Genomic DNA, 17,380 nt, shown 5'->3' on the forward strand with positions numbered 1-17,380 from the left:
CATGCAGGAACTCGTCGGCCGCCTCACCGCCTTGGATCCCGAGGCGAGTGAAGGTCTGAAGGTCATCGCCTACTTCGACGCGCTCGTCGCGGGCGGGGTGAACACCGAAGCGCTCACCCGCGGAGCAGCCGTTCTGGCCGGGGTGCCAGCAGGAGCGCGTACCCCGGAGGCTGCCGTCCGCGTCGATCCTGCCGGCCACCGGCTGCCCGTCGAATCCGCGGACTGGCCGACGCGCACGGTCGCCGGTGACGGGTCCGTCTGGTTGGAACGCGTCGGAGTCGCCCACGCCAACGACGCGATCGTGCTCGAACGGTTCGCGCTCGCCGTGGCCCTGCTGCGGTCGCGGCGTCACCCGCAGGCGGACTCGTCGGTGCAGGTCCTGCTCGATGCCGACCGTTCCGAGTCGGAACGATCGCAGGCCGCCGAACGACTGTCCCTCTCCGGCTCCGCCCTGCGGGTGATCGCGACGTCACCGTCGGTGCACCCGCAGGGCGGTCCGTCGGCCCTCACGGTCGGCACCGGTGGCGTGCTGCGGGCGACGATCATCAGCGGTCCCGACTCGGTGCCGGGACCGTCTACTGTCGACGGCGTCGCCGGGATCGGACGCCCGGGCGTCGCGACCCAGCTGGTGCGATCGTGGGCGGACGCGCAGTTGGCCATCAGCATGACGGACGCCTCCCACCGGGTCGTCGACATCGCGGACCTCGGTATTCTCGCTGACGCGGTCCGGGAGTTGGCCGCCACCGCCGCTGGGGTGCCGGACGTCTCGGCGCTCGCCGCACTCGACGATCGTGCCGTGCGGGTGCTCGACGCGCTGGTGCGAGGCGACAGTGTGCGGTCAGCAGCGCAGGAGCTCGGCATGCACCACTCGACGTTGCAGGGCAAGCACGAGCACTTCACCCGGATCCTGGGATACGACCCTCGTGAGCCGGTCGGCCGGGCGCGCTACGAACTCGCCTCGCTGCTGCTCAGATCCATGGGGCGTTGAGTCGCCCCGTTCTGCACGGAATACGGCGATATCCGTGCAGAATCGGGCGACTCAGCGAGCCGCTGCCTCCAGATCCAAGACGACGTCGTCGAGGCCGGCACCGCTCACCGTCACCGTGATGGCACCGGGCCCGCTCGGCCGGACGATCGCCAGCGCCCGTCCGTCGAAGGTGGTGCGCGTGGTCGCGTCGAAGCGCTCGGTCGTCTTCGGGGTGCCGGTTCCGAAGCCCGCGAGCCGACCCTCGCCCGCGACGCTGACCGAGACCTCGCGGTCGGCGCCGGTGACCAGGACGCCGGCCGCGTCCCGCAGCTCGATCGCGATGAAGGCGAGATCGGTGTCGTCGGCGCGGAGCGTCGTCCGGTCGGCGGTCGCCACGAGCCTGGTCGGGCCGGTGGCGGAGACGAGCGCGGTGCGTCCGACCTCCGCGCCCGAGCGGAACGCGACCGCCTCGAGCGTGCCCGGCCGGTAGACGGTCTCGAACTCGGCGAGCTTCGGCCGGCGTCCACCCACCGGCCCACGCGCCACCTCCACACCGTCGAGCAGTAGAGCCACCTCGTCGGCATCGGCGGCGACCTCGACCGTCACCGGCGCGCCCTCGAAACCGGGCCATGTCCACGAGTCGACCGAGTCGCTCCATGCCCACGGCGACTGCATCGTGATCGTCTGCCCGTGCCGTTCCGGTCGGAGCACCGCGATGGCCGGCTCGGACCGCAGACCGAAGACGATCTCCCGGTAGTACGACACCGGCCGCCGCCAGCCGGTGATGTCGAAGTCGCCGCACCACGCGGTGAGGTAGGGGAACTCGCGCTCGAGTGCGCCGTTCGCCTCCGGGTCCTCAGCGTAGGAGGTCGCACCGATGCCGACCTCGCCGAGGTAGTCCCAGCCGGTCCAGGTGAAGTCGCCGATCACGTTCGGGTTCGCCTCGACGAGCGGCCAGAGGTCGCCGATCTGCGTCGGGAAGGTCTCCGAGCCGACGATCACGCGGTGCGGGAACCGCTCGGCATCGCTCGCGTAGCGGCCGTCCGCGTAATTGAGACCGAGGACGTCGAGGGCTGCACTGGACTCCTCGGTGCGCGTCGTGACGGCGTCGGAGGATCCGATGAGGCTCATCATGTTCGCGCCCGCTTCGCCCATCAGCTCGTTCAACCCCTGGTCCGACGCCATGATGTCGTCCAGATCGTCGAGCACGGCCAGGGTCGCGTTCACGCCGTTCGTCACGAGTCGTGTCGGATCCAACGCGCGCACGTGCTCGGCGAGTTCCCGCGCCTGGATCGCACCGTGCGGGGTGCCGACCTCGACGACCTCGTTGCCGATCGAGTACATGATCACGCTCGGATGGTTCATGTCCTTCGCCACCATCGACTCCAGATCGGCCCGCCACCACTGCGCGAAGTCGAGGGAGTAGTCGTGGTCCGTCTTGCCCCGGCCCCACATGTCGAAGGCCTCGTCCATGACGAGCATGCCGATGCGGTCGCAGGCGTCGAGCATGGCGGGCGACGCCGGATTGTGGGCCGCGCGGATCGCGTTGAAGCCGGCGTCCTTGAGGAGCTGGATACGCCGTTCCTCGGCGCGCGCGATCGACGCTGCACCGAGCGGACCGTTGTCGCCGTGGACACAGGCGCCGCGCAGGAGCACCGGCTCGCCGTTGATGCGGAGACCCTTCCGAGGGTCGACGGTGACCGTGCGGATGCCGTGGACCGTGTGGACGACGGCCGCCTCGTCGGGTCGGTCGTCGACCTCGAGCGAGGTCCTCGCCGAGTACAGTGCCGGCGAGTCGACGCTCCACAGGGCTGCGTCCGGCACGTACAGGCGCTGGCGGATGAGCGCGCTACCGCCTGGCGCGACGGTGACCGGCGTGCGCTCGCCCTCGACCACCCTCCCGTCTGGGCCGGCGAGTTCCGTCGCGAGGACGCGCGCGCTCCTGGTGAGACCCCGGTTGACGATGGTCGTCGCCACTTCGAGCACCGCCTGGTCATCCTCGATCCGGATCGTCGTGATGCGGACACCGTCGGGTTCGACGTGCGTGGGTTCGTCGACGTGCAGGAGGACCGGGCGGTGCAGCCCGGCTCCGGCGTACCAGCGGGAGTCCTGCCCTGCGCGGGTCTCGATGCGCAGCGTGTTCGTCTCGCCGAAATGGAGGAACGGGGTGAGCTCGACGAAGAAGCGCGCGAAGCCGTCGGCACGATTGCCGGCGAACTCGTCGTTGAGGTACACCATCGCGTGACGGAACGCGCCCTGGATCTCGAGCCGGACGATGCGACCGGACCACTCGGCGGGGACCTCGAAGGTCTTCACCTGGCTGAACGCGCCGGCGGGGAAGTAGGCGGCCCCGCCCTTCGCGACTGCGTCCGGCGAGCGCTCGGTATCGCGCAGCGCGTCGTGCGGGAGGGTCACGGCCAGCGAGTCGTCGGCACCGCCCTGGACGGCGGCGAACGGGCCTCGGGGTGCGCGGACGATCCAGTCGCCGGTGAACGGGATGGTGGTCATGACGTGCTCCAGTGCAGATCGGGATGACGAAAGTCTTTCGGCGTCGTGCGCCCTGACCCCGAAGGTAGGCTGAGCGGCCAGGCGTCGTCAACGCCTCGATTCGAAACTGTTTCGCTATGCTGGGCGCGACCGACGGCTGCCCGCTGCGGGACGAGGGAGGGGCTCCATGGCACGCACACCCATGACGGGTCCGACGCTGGCGTCGATCGCAGAGCGCGCCGGTGTCTCGATCGCGACCGTCTCGAAGGTGATCAACGGTCGTTCGGGCATGTCCGAGGCGACCCGTGCCCGGGTCGAGACGGCCGTCCGCGAGCTCGGGTACCGCCCGACACCCCGGTCGATCCCCGGTGCTCCACGAAGCATCCACGTCGTGTTCGACACCTTGCACAGCGTCTACTCCCTCCGTGTCCTCGACGGCATGGTCGCCGCGGCACAGCGGTCGGACGTCGATCTCGTGACGCGGGTGCTGTCGCCCGGTTCCGGCTTCGGTTCCACGGATGCGACCGGAGACGAGGTGGCGCTCGACCGCAGCTTCGTCGACGGCGTCGCGGCGCGAGGTGCGATCGGCATGATCGTCGTCACGACCCCCATCGCCGCCGACGTCGTCGATGCCTGCCTCGACGCGGGCATCGCGCTCGTCGCGGTCGACTCGCCGGATCCGCTCGACCGCTCGGTCGCGAGTATCGGCTCGAGCCACGCCGCCGGCGGGCAGCAGGCGGTCGAGCACCTCGTCGGCCTCGGGCATCGGCGGATCGCCTTCGTGGGCGGACATCCGGCGAATCCCGGCCTCCATGCGCGGGCGATCGGCTATCGAGAGGCGCTCTTGTCGGCCGGTGTCAGGCTCGACCCAGAGCTCGTCTCAGAGGAGGGGATGGGCACCTCGGCGCGGGCGGTCGAGCGCATGCTCGCACTCGACGACCCGCCGACCGCCGTGTTCGCGACCAACGACGCCGACGCCTTCGCCGTCATCCGCACGGTCGTCCAGGCCGGTCTCCGCGTGCCGGAGGACGTGAGCGTGGTCGGCTACGACGACACGTACTCGGCGATGCTGACCGTTCCGCTCCTGACGACCGTCCACACCTCGATGCACGACATCGGCCGGGCGGCGGTCGACACCGTCCTCCGCTTGCATGCCGGCGAGCGGCCGTTCTCCCATCACCTCGAGCTCGCGACGACGCTCATCGCGCGGGAGTCGACGGGGCCGGTCCCGCCCTCGACGCCCTGAGTTGCCCGAATCTGTGCGTTTCAGCCCGAATTTCGAGCAGTTTCGGGCGACTCAGCGGGACGAGCGCGGCAGGCGGAGGTCGTGGAGCGTGAAGCGGCCGACGGGGAGCGCGGCACGGATCCGGGACTCGTCGAAGCGGCGTGAGGGACGGAGGTCCGCGGGGAGTTCCGGTGCCGCTGGGGCCGCCTCGCTCACTCCTTCCGCCAGCATCTGCGCCTGCGCCTTCGCCACCAACGGCGTCTTCATGAGGCGTTCCGTCGCGCGCGCGAGCAGGCGGATCGTCCACACGGGGACCGGGACGTACAGCGGGCGGCGTCCGGCCACGTGCGCGATCCGGCGCACGGCCGCACCCAGCTCGAGCTCCTCGGCGCCCATGACCGCGACGGTCGGCTCCGACACCCGGCCCTCGAGTGCTGCGACGAGGACGTCGACGGCGTCCGCGACCGGCACCGGACGCACGCGGCGCTCGCGGTAGCCGACGGTCGCGAACACCGGGAAGGTGCGGACGGCCTTGGTGACGTGATCGACCATGTGGTCGCCTGCGCCGTAGATCATGCCGAACTTGAGGACGGTGTGCGCGATGCCCGAGCCCCGCACGATCTCCTCGGCCGCCCACTTCGTCTCGTGGTACCCGGAGCCGCAGTCGGGGCGCGCGCGGAGGAAGCTCACCAGCACGATGCGACCGACGCCGGCGCGACGGGCCGCGTCCACGACCGCCCGGGTGCCGTCGACGTGCACGCGCTGGAAGGTCTGGTCGCCGAGCTCTCGGTTGATCCCGGCGCAGTGCGCGACCGCGTCGCAGTCGGCGAACGCGGCGGTCAACGCCTCGACGTCGTCGATCTCCACGCCGGTGCGTCGGGAGACGACGACGATCTCGTGCCCGTCGTGCTGCAGTCGCTCGGCCAGGTGTCGTCCGACGAACCCGGTCCCACCGGTGATGGCCACTCGCATGCTGTCTCCTTCGCTTGTTAGCAATATAGCGAAACTGTATATCGCAATTGTGCTAGATTGCAAACATGGCAGATACAGCGTCGGACATCTTCGCCGCGCTCGCTCATCCGACGCGGCGGCAGATCCTGCAGGACCTCAAAGACGGCGAGCTCGCCGCGGGGGAGATCGCCGCACGCTTCGACGCCACCGGTCCGACCATCTCGCGGCACCTGAGCGTCCTGCGCCAGGCCGGCCTCGTCTCCGAGCGCCGCGATGCGAACCGCATCCTCTACTCACTCGTCGGTGAGCGCCTCGCGCTGTCGGTGGGCGACTTCCTGTCCACCGTGTGCCCGGAGCAGATGGTCCTGCGTGAGGTCCGCAAGCGCCGGACCGCGTAGCTCGGTCTCGATACGGCGCTGAGTCGCCCGAAGATGTCCGATTCCGCCGCGATCTCGAGCCGTTTCGCGCGACTCAGCGCAGCCCGCGCGTGACGCTGCGGACGATCGTCTGCGTGGCGGCCTCTCCGGCGCGGGTCGGCAGTAGTGCCCAGACGTGGAACTGTCCGGTGCCCTCGTGGTAGTCGACGGTGACGCCGGCCGCTTCGGCTCGGTCGACGAGCAGCTCTGCGTCGGGGTTGAGGACGTCGCGGGTCCCGCTCAAGAGCGTGAGTGGTCCGAGCCCGGCGAAGTCGCCGAAGAGGGGGCTCACGGTCGGATCGGTGATGTCCAGATCGCCGCGCCAGTGCTCCGCGAACACGCGCCCACCGGGCGTCGCCAGCCAGGGGTCGCTCGGCTGCACGAGGGGGATCCGCGGGTTGCTCCAGGTGAGGTCGAGCGCCGGTGACAGCAGGGTGGTCATCGGCAGGACGACGCCCTCGTCCCGGAGTCGGAGCGCAGCCGACAGGGCGATCTGACCGCCGGCCGAGTCGCCCGCGAGGACGGTCGGCCCGTGCCGCTCGATGCTGCGCCGCACCAGCTCGACGACGCCGTTCTGCGCCACCGCCGCGGTGCCGTAGGGCACGAGCGGGTAGATCGGGAGTGTGACCACGGCGCCGGTCTCCGCGGCGATGGTGGCCGCCAGCGTCCAGTGCTGCGGTGCGATCTCGCCGACCCAGCCGCCGCCGTGCGCGTACACGACCCCGCCGATCGCCGGTCGTCGCGTGGGGGACACGGTGTACACCGGCCAGTCTGCGAAACGTTCGACGTCGACCCGGACGTCGCTGCGGAGGGTGCTGGGTGGACCGTAGGACGCCGGCCGGAGGGTGCGTTCCCGGATCCGGCGGCGCGCGCCGGCCTCACTCACGAAGGCGCGGTTCGCGCGGATGAGTCGGAGCGCTGGGCCGACGACGACGCCTGGGATGGTGAGCACGGTGCCTCCGCGGTTGACGGGTTCCTGGGTCTCGCCACGGTAGCAGCGCAGGCTGGGCAGGAGTCCCCGTCATGCTGGAGGTGAAGCGCTCCGACGGGTCTTCGTCGTGGGACACTGGCAGACGGCGTCGACGTGCCGATCGCGCCGCAGCAGCCCGTCCCGAAGGAACCGCATGCCCGAGCTGAACCCCGTCGTCATCGAGCGAGTCGCCTGGGACGACGAGCGGGCCGTGCGGCTCCGCGCCGCGATGGACGAGGAGATGGACGCACGGTACGCGTCGGCCTGGGAGGACTGGGACCCCGAGGCCGCCGAGCGGGCGCTGACCGCGTTCACCGTCGATCCTGCCGACATCAGTGCGACCTTCCTGGCCCTCATCGACGGCGAGCCGGTCGGTCACGCCGCCCTGCGCCGACTGCACGGCGAATGGGAGCTCAAGCGCGTCGTCACCCTCCCGGCTCACCGCGGGCGGGGCATCTCGAAGCGCCTGATCACCGCCGTCGAGGACACCGCCCGTGCCGAGGGGGCGTCCCGCCTCATCCTGCAGACCGGCGACCGCCAGCCCGAGGCCGTGCGGCTCTACGAGTGGCTCGGCTACGAGCCCATCCCGATCTACTCGCCGTACGAGGTCATCCCGATGTCGCTCTGCTACGCCCGCCCGCTCCGCTGACGCTCGGCAGCGCGGCTGTCTCCGCTAGTGAGTAGCTTTCGCGGGCTGGTTCCGTGACCGCAGGCGCGAGATCCCGGTCACGATCGCGACGACGATCAGACCGAGGACGAGTCCGAACACGGCGGACATCGCGGTGTCGGCGATCCAGACGACGACCGGTCCGGCGGCCTCGATCGCGTGGGTGACGACGTGCAGGAGGTCGTACGGTCCGTGCCAGAACGTCTCGGCCAGGTTCGCGATCACGAGGTGGCCGCCGACCCAGAGCATCGCGACCGTGCCGACGATGCTGATGACGCGGAAGACCGCGGGCATCGACGCGACGATCCGTGCGCCGGTGCGGCGGACGCCGCGTGACGGGTTCTTCATGAGCCGGAGTCCGATGTCGTCGATCTTCACGAGCAGGGCCACCGCGCCGTAGACGACCGCCGTCATGACGAGGCCGATGACCAGGAGGGCGCCCAGTGTCATCCAGATGCCGAGCCCCGAGTCGAGGCTGGCGAGGGAGATGAGCATGATCTCCGTGCTGAGGATGAGGTCGGTGCGGACGGCCCCGGAGACGAGCTTCTTCTCGTCGCGGACGTCCTCCTCCGCCTCCGCGTGGTGCATGCCGAACCACTCCATGACCTTCTCTGCACCCTCGAAGCAGAGGTAGGTACCTCCGATGATGAGGAGGAACGGCAGCACCCAGGGCGCGAACGCCGTGAGCAGCAGGGCGATCGGGATGATGATGACGAACTTGTTGATGAGGCTGCCGCGGGCGATCCGCCACACGACCGGCAGTTCCCGCGCGGGGGTGAGCCCCTGCACGTACTGCGGGGTGACGGCCGCATCGTCGATGACGACGCCGGCGGTCTTCGCACTCGCCTTGAGGGCTGCGCTGAGGATGTCATCGACAACGGCGAGCAGGCCGACCGACATGTGCTTCTCCTTGGCTCGGGGGTCACGCCGCCGCGGGGTCGGCAGGGACGGAGTCCACAGTACTGTCGTGATCGCCGAAGGGTGTACTGCTGGACACTCCCTCGCCGACGTGCACGGTCGTAGCGTCGTCCGTATGCAGATCCAACCGAAACCCGCGACAATCAAGAACCCCGCCGAGCAGTTCACCGGCGACGTCTACCTCGACCTGCTGGCCGCGCCGCAGCAGGACGGCCAGCACATGATGGTCGCGAAGGTGCGGTTCCTCCCCGGCGCCCGCACCGCATGGCACTCCCATGCCAACGGGCAGACCCTCCACGTCACCGAGGGCGTCGCCCTCATGGGCACGCGCGACGGTGCCGTTCTCGTCGTCCAGCCGGGCCAGACGGTCTACACCCCGCCCGGCGAGGAGCACTGGCACGGGGCCACGCCGGACGACTACATGGAGCACCTCGCGATGTTCGAACAGGCGGAGGACCCGGCCACCAGCACCACCTGGCTCGAGCACGTCGCCGAAGCCGACTACCACCGCCCCTGATCGACTGCCCGACCGCGACCCCGCTTCTCCGCTGTGGAGAAGCGGGAGTCCTCCCCAGAGGTAGGGAGGCCTCCCTTCCATGCGGAGGCCACCCCGGTACTGTTGGCACTCACGACAGATTGGGGATTTCGAATGGTCGAGACCACACCGCGCCGCTCACGGTCGGCAGTGCTCGCGCTGACCTTGACGATCGGAACGCTCGTCGCGGCGGCGATCATCGGCGGATACTTCATCATCGTCGGCGATCAGGCCGACATCGCCGGGCGGGTCTGGCTCACGCTGCTGCTGCTCGCGGCCTTCGTCGGTGCCGTGTCGCTCGACGCCGCAGCCGGCCACGGACCCAACAAGTGGTACCTCGCGGTGTCGACGTTGGTGAACATCTTCCTCGTCACCGTCGGCCTCCTGAAGCTGTGGAACGGGTGGCTCCAGCCGCCGAACACCTCCGACGGGTTCGTCTGGTCCACGCAGATCATGCTGTTCCTCGGCATCCTCATCATCGTGCGTCTCGCGCTCATCATCATCCAGGTGTACTTCCTCCACTTCGTCACCCGCGCCACGTCCACCGTGGTCAGGGCCACCGGCATCGTGACGATCGCGCTCATCATCGCCACGGTCCTCGTGCTCGTGCTGCCGATGGCCTTCCCCGAGGGCACCTGGGCGGACTGGTGGTGGCGCATCGCCGCGGCCACGACGCTCGCTGCGGCGATCTCCGCAGTGATCCCCGTGATCGTCCGGGCGTTCTCCCCGAAGCCGGAGGGCGAGCGGGTGACCTACGGGCAGCAGCCGTACCGTCCGGAGGTGTACCAGCAGGCCGCACCCGGCTACCCGGGTCAGCAGGGATACCAGGGCCAGCAGGGCTACCCGGGACAGCAACCGCAGCAGCCGTACCAGGGGCAGCCGTACCCGCAGCAGCCGTACCAGGGGCAACAGCCGTATGGCGGCCAGCCGAACCCCGGCCAGCCGAACCCCGTCCAGTACGGACAGGGGTACCCCGGGCAGGGCTACCAGGGGCAGCCTGCCCCGCAGCAGCCTGCCCCGCAGCAGTTCGCCCCGCAGCAGCCGGGCCAGCAGTGGCCCACACCGTCCTGGCAGGGGTCCGCGCCCGGGCAGCCTGCTCCGGCACAGCCCACGCCGCAGCAGTGGGGGCCTCCGCAGCCGCAGGTTCCGTCGTCGCCGGTTCCGCCTGCGTCTCCGCAGGAGCCCCGCCCTCCGCAGGAACCGAAGCAGCCGACGGAGCCGCAACAGCCGACGCAGCCGCAGAGCCCGCCGCCCGCCGAGTAGGCGAACCGACCACGAGCCGGCCGGAAGCCCACCGCTTCCAGTCGGCTCCGTCGTCGGTCGCACTCGAAGCCTCGCTTCGCTTGCGCACAACTGCGTAGCCACGTCGGGCACGTCTTCGCCCAGCGGCGGATGTGGCGATGCGCTCGCTCCGTGAGTATGGAATCGGCGCGGTGCGACCGCCCGCCGCCGACTCCTCACGATGGGTGACGATGCGCAAGCTCCTGAAGGTTCCACTGATCTCGATCGCCACGATCGCCGGCCTCGTCGCGGCGGGCCTCGCGACGACGAGCATCGTGAACGCCGTCGCGAGTTCGTCGGAAGCGGGCGAACTGCAGCCCTACGGGCAGTTGGTCGACGTCGACGGCAAGGACATGAACGTCGTCATCAGTGGTTCCGGCGCTGAGACGATCGTCCTGCTGCCCGGGCAGGGCACCGCGGCACCCGGCCTCGACTTCGAGCCGCTCGTCGATGAGCTCCGTGACCAGTACCGGGTGGTGGTCGTCGAGCCGTTCGGCTATGGCCTCAGCGATCAGACGGACGTGCCCCGGACCTCGGCCAACATCGCCGGTGAGGTGCACGCCGCCCTGCAGCACCTCGGCATCGACCGGTACGTCCTCGCCGGACACTCGATCGCCGGCATCTACGCCCTCGAGTATCTGGAGCGGTTCCGCGCCGAGGTGACGGCGTTCATCGGGATCGACACGAGCGTCCCGTCCCAGCCCGGAAGCGACGAGCCGACGCCGACCGACGGCGTCGACACACTGAAGGCGCTCGGCATCCTCCGCCTCCTCACCGCCATCGCGCCCGACCCGTACGAGGGCCTCCCGTACGACGCCGCCACGAAGCGCCAACTCGCGATCCTGACGAACCGAAATGCGATGTCGCCGACGCTGCTCGACGAGATCGCCCACACGCCCGGCAACTTCCAGGCGGCCCGGTCACAGTCGTTCCCGGCCGACCTGCCGATCCTCATGTTCGTCGTCGGCGACGACCCGGAACTCTCCGACTGGGTGCCCCTCCACGAGGAGCAGCTCGCCGGAGTCGAGCGGAGTGAGCTCGTCCGACTCGACGGCGGCCACTACCTGCACCACACCGAGGCGACGGTGATGGGCGAGGACATCAAGCGGTTCCTCGCCGACACGCCGGGAGACTGAATCCCAGGCCGATCCGGGCTGGCGTGTCGTCGGATGTCGGGTTAGGCTCACTCTCTATCGAACGTATGTTCGAACGACGGGAGGCCACGCATGTTGATCACGAGCACCGAGATCGCGGTCTGGACGACGCCGGCAGGCGTGCCGGAGCGACTGTTCTGGGATGGAGCCCGGTACCTCGTCACCGACACCCCGACCCCGCTCGAGCCGAACGTCTCGTTCGTCACCCATCCGCCCGCGGCGACCCCCGCCTGGCGGTTCCAGGCGACCGCTGCAGACGGCCGGTCCTTCGTCTTCGACATCCGACTCGACACCGCGCGCGGACGCTGGCAGCTCCTCCGAGCGTACGAATGAACCACCCGGACCGTTGCCCGGGTCGACGTCGCTCCGGCTGTCAGGCGGCCGACTGCAACCGCACGACGATCGCCTTCGAGACCGGGGTGTTGCTGCGGTCTGCCGTCGAGTCGAGCGGGACGAGGACGTTCGCCTCAGGGAAGTACGCCGCGGCGCATCCACGGGCGGTCGGGTAGGAGACGACGCGGAAACCGCGGAGCTCCCGATCCGGCTGCCCGGCCCACTCGCTGAAGACGTCCACCGTCTGGCCGTCCTCCAGGCCGAGGTCGCGGAGGTCGTCCGGGTTGACGAAGACGACGTTCCGGCCCTTCTTGATGCCGCGGTACCGGTCGTTCAGGCTGTAGATCGTCGTGTTGAACTGGTCGTGCGAGCGCAGGGTCTGCAGGAGCAGCCGACCGGGCGGGCAGTGGATCGGTTCGAGCTCGTTGACCGTCAGCAGGGCGCGGCCCTCGGGGTTCGTGAACGTGCGGGAGTCCCGCGGTCCGTTCGGCAGGACGAAGCCGTCCTCGCGGCGGATCTGCTCGTTGTACCCCTCGCAGCCCGGCACGACCCGTCCGATGTGTTCGCGGATCGTGTCGTAGTCGTCCTCGAACGCCTGCCAGGCGATGCCCGAGTCCTCACCGAGCGTCGCTCGCGCGAGGCGCGTGATGATGGCGACCTCGGAGAGCAGACCGGGCGCTGCCGGCGGGATGCGTCCGTGCGAGGCGTGGACCGCGCACACCGAGTCCTCGACGCTGACCATCTGCGGTCCGCTCGCCTGTAGGTCGATCTCGGTGCGCCCGAGGGTCGGCAGGATGATCGCCGCCTCGCCCGTGACCGCGTGCGAGCGGTTGAGCTTCGTGGAGATCTGCACGGACAGCTGCGTTCCGCGGATCGCGGCCTCGGCGGCGGCGGTGTCGGAGATCGCCGCGACGAAGTTGCCGCCGAGCGAGATCCAGGTGCGGACCTCGCCCCGCTGCATCGCTCGGATCGCGTTCACCGCGTCGACCCCGTGCTCCCGCGGCATCGGGACCGCGAACTCGCGCTCCATGGCGGCGAGGAAGGACTCGGGCATCTGCTCCCAGATACCCATCGTCCGGTCGCCCTGCACGTTGCTGTGCCCGCGGATCGGCGATGCCCCGGCGCCAGGCTTGCCGATGTTCCCGCGGAGGAGGAGCAGGTTGATGATCTCCTTGATCCCGTTGACCGCCGCCTTGTGCTGGGTCAGACCCATCGCCCAGGTGACGATCGTCGCGTTCGACGCGATGTAGCGCTCGGCGAGTTCGTCGATCTGCTCGCTCGTGAGGCCGGTCGCCTCGAGCACGGCCGCCTCGTCGAGGTCGGCCAGGTGGGCCGTGAGCTCCTCGAGTCCGAGGCAGTGCTCGGCGAGGAACGCGTGGTCGAGGATCGTCCCCGGAGCTGCCGCCTCGGCCTCCAGGACCCGCTTCGAGACCGCCTGTAGCAGCGCCATGTCGCCGCCGAGCCGGATCTGCAGGAACTGGTCGGAGATGACCGTGCCGCGCCCGACCATGCCGCGGACCGTCTGCGGGTTCTTGTACCGCTCGAGCGCCGCCTCGGGGAGCGGGTTCACCGAGACGATCGTCGCGCCCGCCTGCTTCGCGTCCTCGAGCGCCGTGAGCATGCGCGGATGGTTCGTGCCCGGGTTCTGGCCCATGACGATGATGAGGTCGGCCTGCTCGAAGTCCTCGTACCGGATGGTCGACTTCCCGACGCCGATGACCTCGCCGAGCGCCGTGCCGGTGGACTCGTGGCACATGTTCGAACAGTCGGGGAGGTTGTTGGTCCCGAAGGCGCGGACGAAGAGCTGGTAGACGAAGGCCGCCTCGTTCGACGCGCGGCCGCTCGTGTAGAAGACGGCTTCGTCGGGGGACTCCTGACCGCGCAGCTGCTCGCCGACGATGGCGAACGCCTCGTCCCAGCTCACCGGCCGATAGTGGTCCGAACCGGCCGGCTTGTAGACGGGCTCCGACAGCCGACCCTGCATGCCGAGCCAGTACTCCGACTTGTCGGCGAGATCGGTGAGCGAGTGTTCGGCCCAGAAGCCGCTCGGGATGACGACCGGTGTCGCCTCCCAGATGACGGCCTTCGCGCCGTTCTCGCAGAACTCGAGCTTCTTGCGGTCGTCCGGGTCGGGCCAGGCGCAGCTCATGCAGTCGAAGCCGCCGCGCTGGTTGATCGACGTGAAGAGCTCCGCGGTCCGCTTCGGTCCGAGCTGCCGGAGGGCGGGCTCCATCGAGTGCAGGATGCCGGGCAAGCCGACGGCGACGTGCTTCGGGTGGGTGACCTCGATGTCGGCGTCTGTGACGTCCTCGACGGGCGGTTCGGCGCTCATGCGTTCGCTCCGGTCTGGAGTGCTGCTGGTGCCGAGCCTTCGGCCGGGTCGGCGAGCCGGTGCGCTCCGCTGTAGACGACCATCGAGTCGCCACGGAGGAAGCCGACGAGCGTCATCCCGAGTTCGGTGGCCAGTTCGGCGGCGAGCGAGGACGGAGCGGAGACGGCGGCGAGCATCGGGATGCCGGCCATCGAGGCCTTCTGCGTGAGCTCGAAACTCGCGCGCCCCGACACCATCAGGACCATGGAGCGGAGCGGGAGCAACCCCTCCTTCGCCGCCCATCCGACGACCTTGTCGACGGCGTTGTGTCGGCCGACGTCCTCGCGGAGCACGAGCATCTCGCCGGTGCGGGCGTCGAACAGGCCGGCCGCGTGCAGACCGCCGGTGCGTTCGAAGACCGCCTGCTGTGCCCGGAGGCGGTCGGGGAAGGTCACGAGGAGTGCCGGGTCGAGGCGGAAGTCGTCGTCCGCGACGGAGTAGCGCGAGCTCGTCCGGACGGCGTCGATGCTCGCCTTGCCGCAGAGGCCGCACGAGCTGGTGGTGAAGAAGTTCCGTTCCAAGCTCGGATCCGGGGCGGGGACGCCGGGCGACAGGGCGATGTCCAGCACGTTGTACGTGTTGACGCCCTCGTCCGTCGCTCCGGCGCAGTAGCGCGCGGTCCGGACGTCGTCACCCCGACCGATGACGCCCTCGGAGACGAGGAAGCCGATCGCGAGGTCGACGTCGTGGCCGGGCGTCCGCATCGTGATGGCGAGCGAACGACCACCGACGCGGATCTCGAGCGGCTCCTCGACGGCGAGGACGTCCTCGCGGGTGCGTGCGGGCTGTCCCACCGTGATGCGGGTGACGCGTCTGCGCGCCGTGATGCGAGTCATGGCTCATGGCTATCACCACCATCGGACGAGGGCAAGGTGCCTCACCGGATCCGCAGCCGCCTCGGGGGCTGGATCGCGGCCTAGGCTGGTGCCATGTCCGTCGACGCGATCATCCTCGCGGGAGGGCGGTCCTCCCGCCTCGGCGGCGTTGCGAAGGCGTCGTTGCTCCGCGGCGGCCGGACCCTCCTCCAGCTCGCGGTCGATGCTGCGCGGGCGGCCGGCGGCCGTGTCGTCGTGGTCGGCCCCGAGGCCCGGACGACCGCTCCGGTCCGCTTCGTCCGTGAACGCCCCGTCTTCGGCGGCCCTGCCGCGGCCATCGCCGCAGGCTTGGACGCCCTGCGTGATGACGTCGCGGCCGAGGGTCCCGCGCAGGTCGCCGTCCTCGCCTGCGACATGCCGGATGCCGCATCGGCGCTCGCCGCGGTGCTCGAAGCAGCCGCGACCGGGACCGGCACCGACGGCTGGGTCGCGGTGGACGACTCCGGTCGTCAGCAGTCGCTGCTCGCCGTCTACCACCGGGAGGCCCTGGAACGCCGGGTCGCCGCACTCCGGGCGTCGCAGCCGAGCGGTGACCTCGCGGGTGTCTCCGTCCGCCAGCTGCTCGCCGGACTCGTCCTCCGACAGGTGCCCATTCCCGACGGCGGCTCGGCCGACGTCGACACCTGGGCCGACGCCGCCGGACTCGGGGTCGTCACCGCCGTCGAGTCGCCGACGCCGACCGCGTCCACCACACCGACCGCCGACCCTGAGGAGCGTCTCCGATGACCGATGACCTGCATGCCGTCCTCGCCGACTGGACCGACCGGGTGTCCGCCGAGCTGGAGCTCGGCGACGTCGCGGTCGACATCGACGCCGTCCTCGGGCTCGCGGGCACGGCCGCGCACGCCGTGCGGCGTCCGGCCGCCCCGCTCACCACCTACCTCGTCGGCATCGCCGTCGGGAAGGCGCTCGCGAGCGGGGCGGATCCGGCCGCCGCCGCCGAGGCCGCGACCGCGGCCGTCGATCGGCTGGTCGCCTCGGACTCGACCGCATGACGAGGTCCTCCTGGTCGGACGCCCGCAGCATTGCTCATGCGGCGGGTGCCGCGCAGCGGTCCGACGTCGTCGACACCCTGGCGCTCACCGAGGCCCTCGGACACGTCCTCGCGGCGCCGCTCGTCTCGCCCATCGCGATCCCGCACTACGCCTCCTCGGCGATGGACGGCTGGGCGGTGGCCGGGAGCGGCCCGTGGACGCTGCTGACCGGCGGCGACGCCGAGCGCGCACGGTCGGTCGGACTCGGCGACGGTGTCGCGGTCGACGTCCTGACCGGAGGGCTGATCCCGGCGGGCGCCGGGGCGGTCCTCCAGCTCGAGCACGGCATGGTCGAGCAGAGTTCGGGTGCTGCCAGCCTCCACCTCGCGCCGAACGCCCGGAGCGACGAAGCGAGACCGGGGCGGCACATCCGGCCCGCCGGAACCGAGTCACCCGCGGGGTCGACCGTCCTCGACGCCGGCACGCGTCTCGGTCCCGTGCACCTCGCGGTCGCCGCCGGCGCCGGCTTCGACCGCGTGCCCGTCGTGCCGACACCGCGGGTCCGCCTGGTCCTCACGGGCGACGAGGTCGTCACGAGCGGCGTGCCCGCGCCCGGGTTCGTGCGCGACAGCTTCGGTCCATCCCTCCCGGGAGTGATCGCCTCGCTCGGTGGCGTCGTCACGTCCAGCGTCCGTGTCGGCGATGACGCGTCCACCACGGCCGACGCCCTCGGGCTGACGAGTGCGGTCGGCGTCCCGGCCCGCCAGCAGCGGAACCTCGTCGTGACCACGGGTGGTACCGGCGACTCCCGAGCCGATCACGTCCGAGCGTTGCTCCGCGACGCCGGCGCGGACTTCCTCGTGGACGGCGTCGACGTCCGCCCGGGTGGCCCGGCGCTGCTCGCCCGGCTGCCGGACGGTCGTCTGTTCGTCGGGCTGCCCGGCAACCCGCTCGCCGCACTGCTCAGTGTCCTCACGCTCGTGCACCCGGTGCTCGCGGGCTTCCAGGGACTCGAGCTCCCGGCCCTGCGACCGGCGGTGCTCGCCTCGCCCGTCGACGGGGCTCGCTCAGGGACGGTGCTGCGCCCCTACCGCTCGGTGCACGATGCGGACTCGCCGACGCCGCATGCGGAGCCGACGCCCTGGCACGGGGCAGCCATGCTCCGCGGGCTCGCCGACGCCGATGGCGTGCTCGTGTGCCCGGGCTCCGGCACAGCCGCGGGCGGCCGGGTACCGAGTCTCGACCTGCCCTGGTGA

General features: G+C 70.6%; 17 protein-coding genes. 11 read left to right on the forward strand and 6 right to left on the reverse strand.

Annotated elements, in window-relative coordinates; genetic code table 11:
• The first annotated feature begins 1 nt into the window (after position 1).
• The gene (locus tag EAO79_RS05325; RefSeq protein ID WP_124768179.1) at positions 2–988 is read left to right on the forward strand and encodes a hypothetical protein; all 987 of its coding nucleotides are present in this window, start codon (positions 2–4) and stop codon (positions 986–988) included.
• A gap of 51 nt (positions 989–1,039) precedes the next feature.
• On the opposite strand, the gene EAO79_RS05330 is transcribed toward EAO79_RS05325, so the two are convergent.
• Complete coding sequence (locus tag EAO79_RS05330; protein WP_124768181.1) at positions 1,040–3,475, reverse strand: glycoside hydrolase family 2 TIM barrel-domain containing protein; 2,436 nt, start codon at positions 3,473–3,475, stop codon at positions 1,040–1,042.
• Between the two features lie 166 nt (positions 3,476–3,641).
• Between EAO79_RS05330 and EAO79_RS05335 the strand changes: the two genes are divergently transcribed.
• Positions 3,642–4,700: a LacI family DNA-binding transcriptional regulator gene (locus tag EAO79_RS05335; protein WP_198425022.1), complete on the forward strand. Its 1,059-nt coding sequence runs from the start codon at positions 3,642–3,644 to the stop codon at positions 4,698–4,700.
• 51 nt (positions 4,701–4,751) lie between these two features.
• On the opposite strand, the gene EAO79_RS05340 is transcribed toward EAO79_RS05335, so the two are convergent.
• Entirely contained in the window at positions 4,752–5,651 is a 900-nt protein-coding gene (locus EAO79_RS05340; RefSeq protein WP_124768183.1) for an NAD-dependent epimerase/dehydratase family protein, read from the reverse strand.
• Positions 5,652–5,716: 65 nt separating this feature from the next.
• On the opposite strand from EAO79_RS05340, the gene EAO79_RS05345 reads away from it, so the two are divergent.
• Entirely contained in the window at positions 5,717–6,028 is a 312-nt protein-coding gene (locus EAO79_RS05345) for a metalloregulator ArsR/SmtB family transcription factor (protein WP_064295846.1), read from the forward strand.
• Between the two features lie 73 nt (positions 6,029–6,101).
• Here EAO79_RS05345 and EAO79_RS05350 read toward each other — a convergent pair whose 3' ends face one another.
• Entirely contained in the window at positions 6,102–6,998 is an 897-nt protein-coding gene (locus EAO79_RS05350) for an alpha/beta hydrolase fold domain-containing protein (RefSeq protein WP_124768185.1), read from the reverse strand.
• Between the two features lie 172 nt (positions 6,999–7,170).
• Between EAO79_RS05350 and EAO79_RS05355 the strand changes: the two genes are divergently transcribed.
• On the forward strand, positions 7,171–7,665 hold the full coding sequence (locus tag EAO79_RS05355; protein WP_124768187.1) for a GNAT family N-acetyltransferase: 495 nt from the start codon (positions 7,171–7,173) through the stop codon (positions 7,663–7,665).
• A gap of 24 nt (positions 7,666–7,689) precedes the next feature.
• On the opposite strand, the gene EAO79_RS05360 is transcribed toward EAO79_RS05355, so the two are convergent.
• Entirely contained in the window at positions 7,690–8,583 is an 894-nt protein-coding gene (locus EAO79_RS05360) for a DUF808 domain-containing protein (RefSeq protein ID WP_079704599.1), read from the reverse strand.
• A 133-nt stretch (positions 8,584–8,716) separates the two neighbouring features.
• Here EAO79_RS05360 and EAO79_RS05365 point away from each other — a divergent pair, with 133 nt between their 5' ends.
• The 4 genes from EAO79_RS05365 to EAO79_RS05385 all read left to right on the forward strand — a co-directional run bounded on the left by EAO79_RS05365 (position 8,717) and on the right by EAO79_RS05385 (position 11,904).
• Entirely contained in the window at positions 8,717–9,118 is a 402-nt protein-coding gene (locus tag EAO79_RS05365) for a cupin domain-containing protein (protein ID WP_124768189.1), read from the forward strand.
• Between the two features lie 132 nt (positions 9,119–9,250).
• Positions 9,251–10,399, forward strand: a complete 1,149-nt coding sequence (locus EAO79_RS19185; protein WP_206428285.1) for a hypothetical protein — start codon at positions 9,251–9,253, stop codon at positions 10,397–10,399.
• A gap of 209 nt (positions 10,400–10,608) precedes the next feature.
• The gene (locus EAO79_RS05380; protein WP_124768191.1) at positions 10,609–11,553 is read left to right on the forward strand and encodes an alpha/beta fold hydrolase; all 945 of its coding nucleotides are present in this window, start codon (positions 10,609–10,611) and stop codon (positions 11,551–11,553) included.
• A 90-nt stretch (positions 11,554–11,643) separates the two neighbouring features.
• Complete coding sequence (locus EAO79_RS05385; protein ID WP_079704601.1) at positions 11,644–11,904, forward strand: hypothetical protein; 261 nt, start codon at positions 11,644–11,646, stop codon at positions 11,902–11,904.
• Between the two features lie 40 nt (positions 11,905–11,944).
• Here EAO79_RS05385 and EAO79_RS05390 read toward each other — a convergent pair whose 3' ends face one another.
• Both EAO79_RS05390 and fdhD read right to left on the reverse strand, forming a co-directional pair.
• Entirely contained in the window at positions 11,945–14,236 is a 2,292-nt protein-coding gene (locus tag EAO79_RS05390; RefSeq protein ID WP_124768193.1) for an FdhF/YdeP family oxidoreductase, read from the reverse strand.
• Positions 14,233–15,111 (reverse strand): formate dehydrogenase accessory sulfurtransferase FdhD, encoded by an 879-nt coding sequence (gene fdhD, locus EAO79_RS05395; protein ID WP_124768195.1) that lies wholly within the window; start codon positions 15,109–15,111, stop codon positions 14,233–14,235. The genes EAO79_RS05390 and fdhD overlap by 4 nt, the downstream gene beginning before the upstream one ends.
• A gap of 93 nt (positions 15,112–15,204) precedes the next feature.
• Between fdhD and EAO79_RS05400 the strand changes: the two genes are divergently transcribed.
• From EAO79_RS05400 to EAO79_RS05410, 3 genes are read left to right on the forward strand one after another with little or no spacing between them, the layout of a single operon-like run.
• Positions 15,205–15,876: a molybdenum cofactor guanylyltransferase gene (locus EAO79_RS05400; RefSeq protein ID WP_124768197.1), complete on the forward strand. Its 672-nt coding sequence runs from the start codon at positions 15,205–15,207 to the stop codon at positions 15,874–15,876.
• Positions 15,873–16,145, forward strand: a complete 273-nt coding sequence (locus EAO79_RS05405; protein ID WP_124768199.1) for a DUF6457 domain-containing protein — start codon at positions 15,873–15,875, stop codon at positions 16,143–16,145. The genes EAO79_RS05400 and EAO79_RS05405 overlap by 4 nt, the downstream gene beginning before the upstream one ends.
• A complete protein-coding gene (locus EAO79_RS05410; protein ID WP_124768201.1) occupies positions 16,142–17,380 on the forward strand; it encodes a molybdopterin molybdotransferase MoeA in 1,239 nt (412 codons plus the stop codon). The genes EAO79_RS05405 and EAO79_RS05410 overlap by 4 nt, the downstream gene beginning before the upstream one ends.

This window comes from Plantibacter sp. PA-3-X8 (assembly GCF_003856975.1).
GTDB classification, from domain to species: Bacteria; Actinomycetota; Actinomycetes; order Actinomycetales; family Microbacteriaceae; genus Plantibacter; species Plantibacter auratus.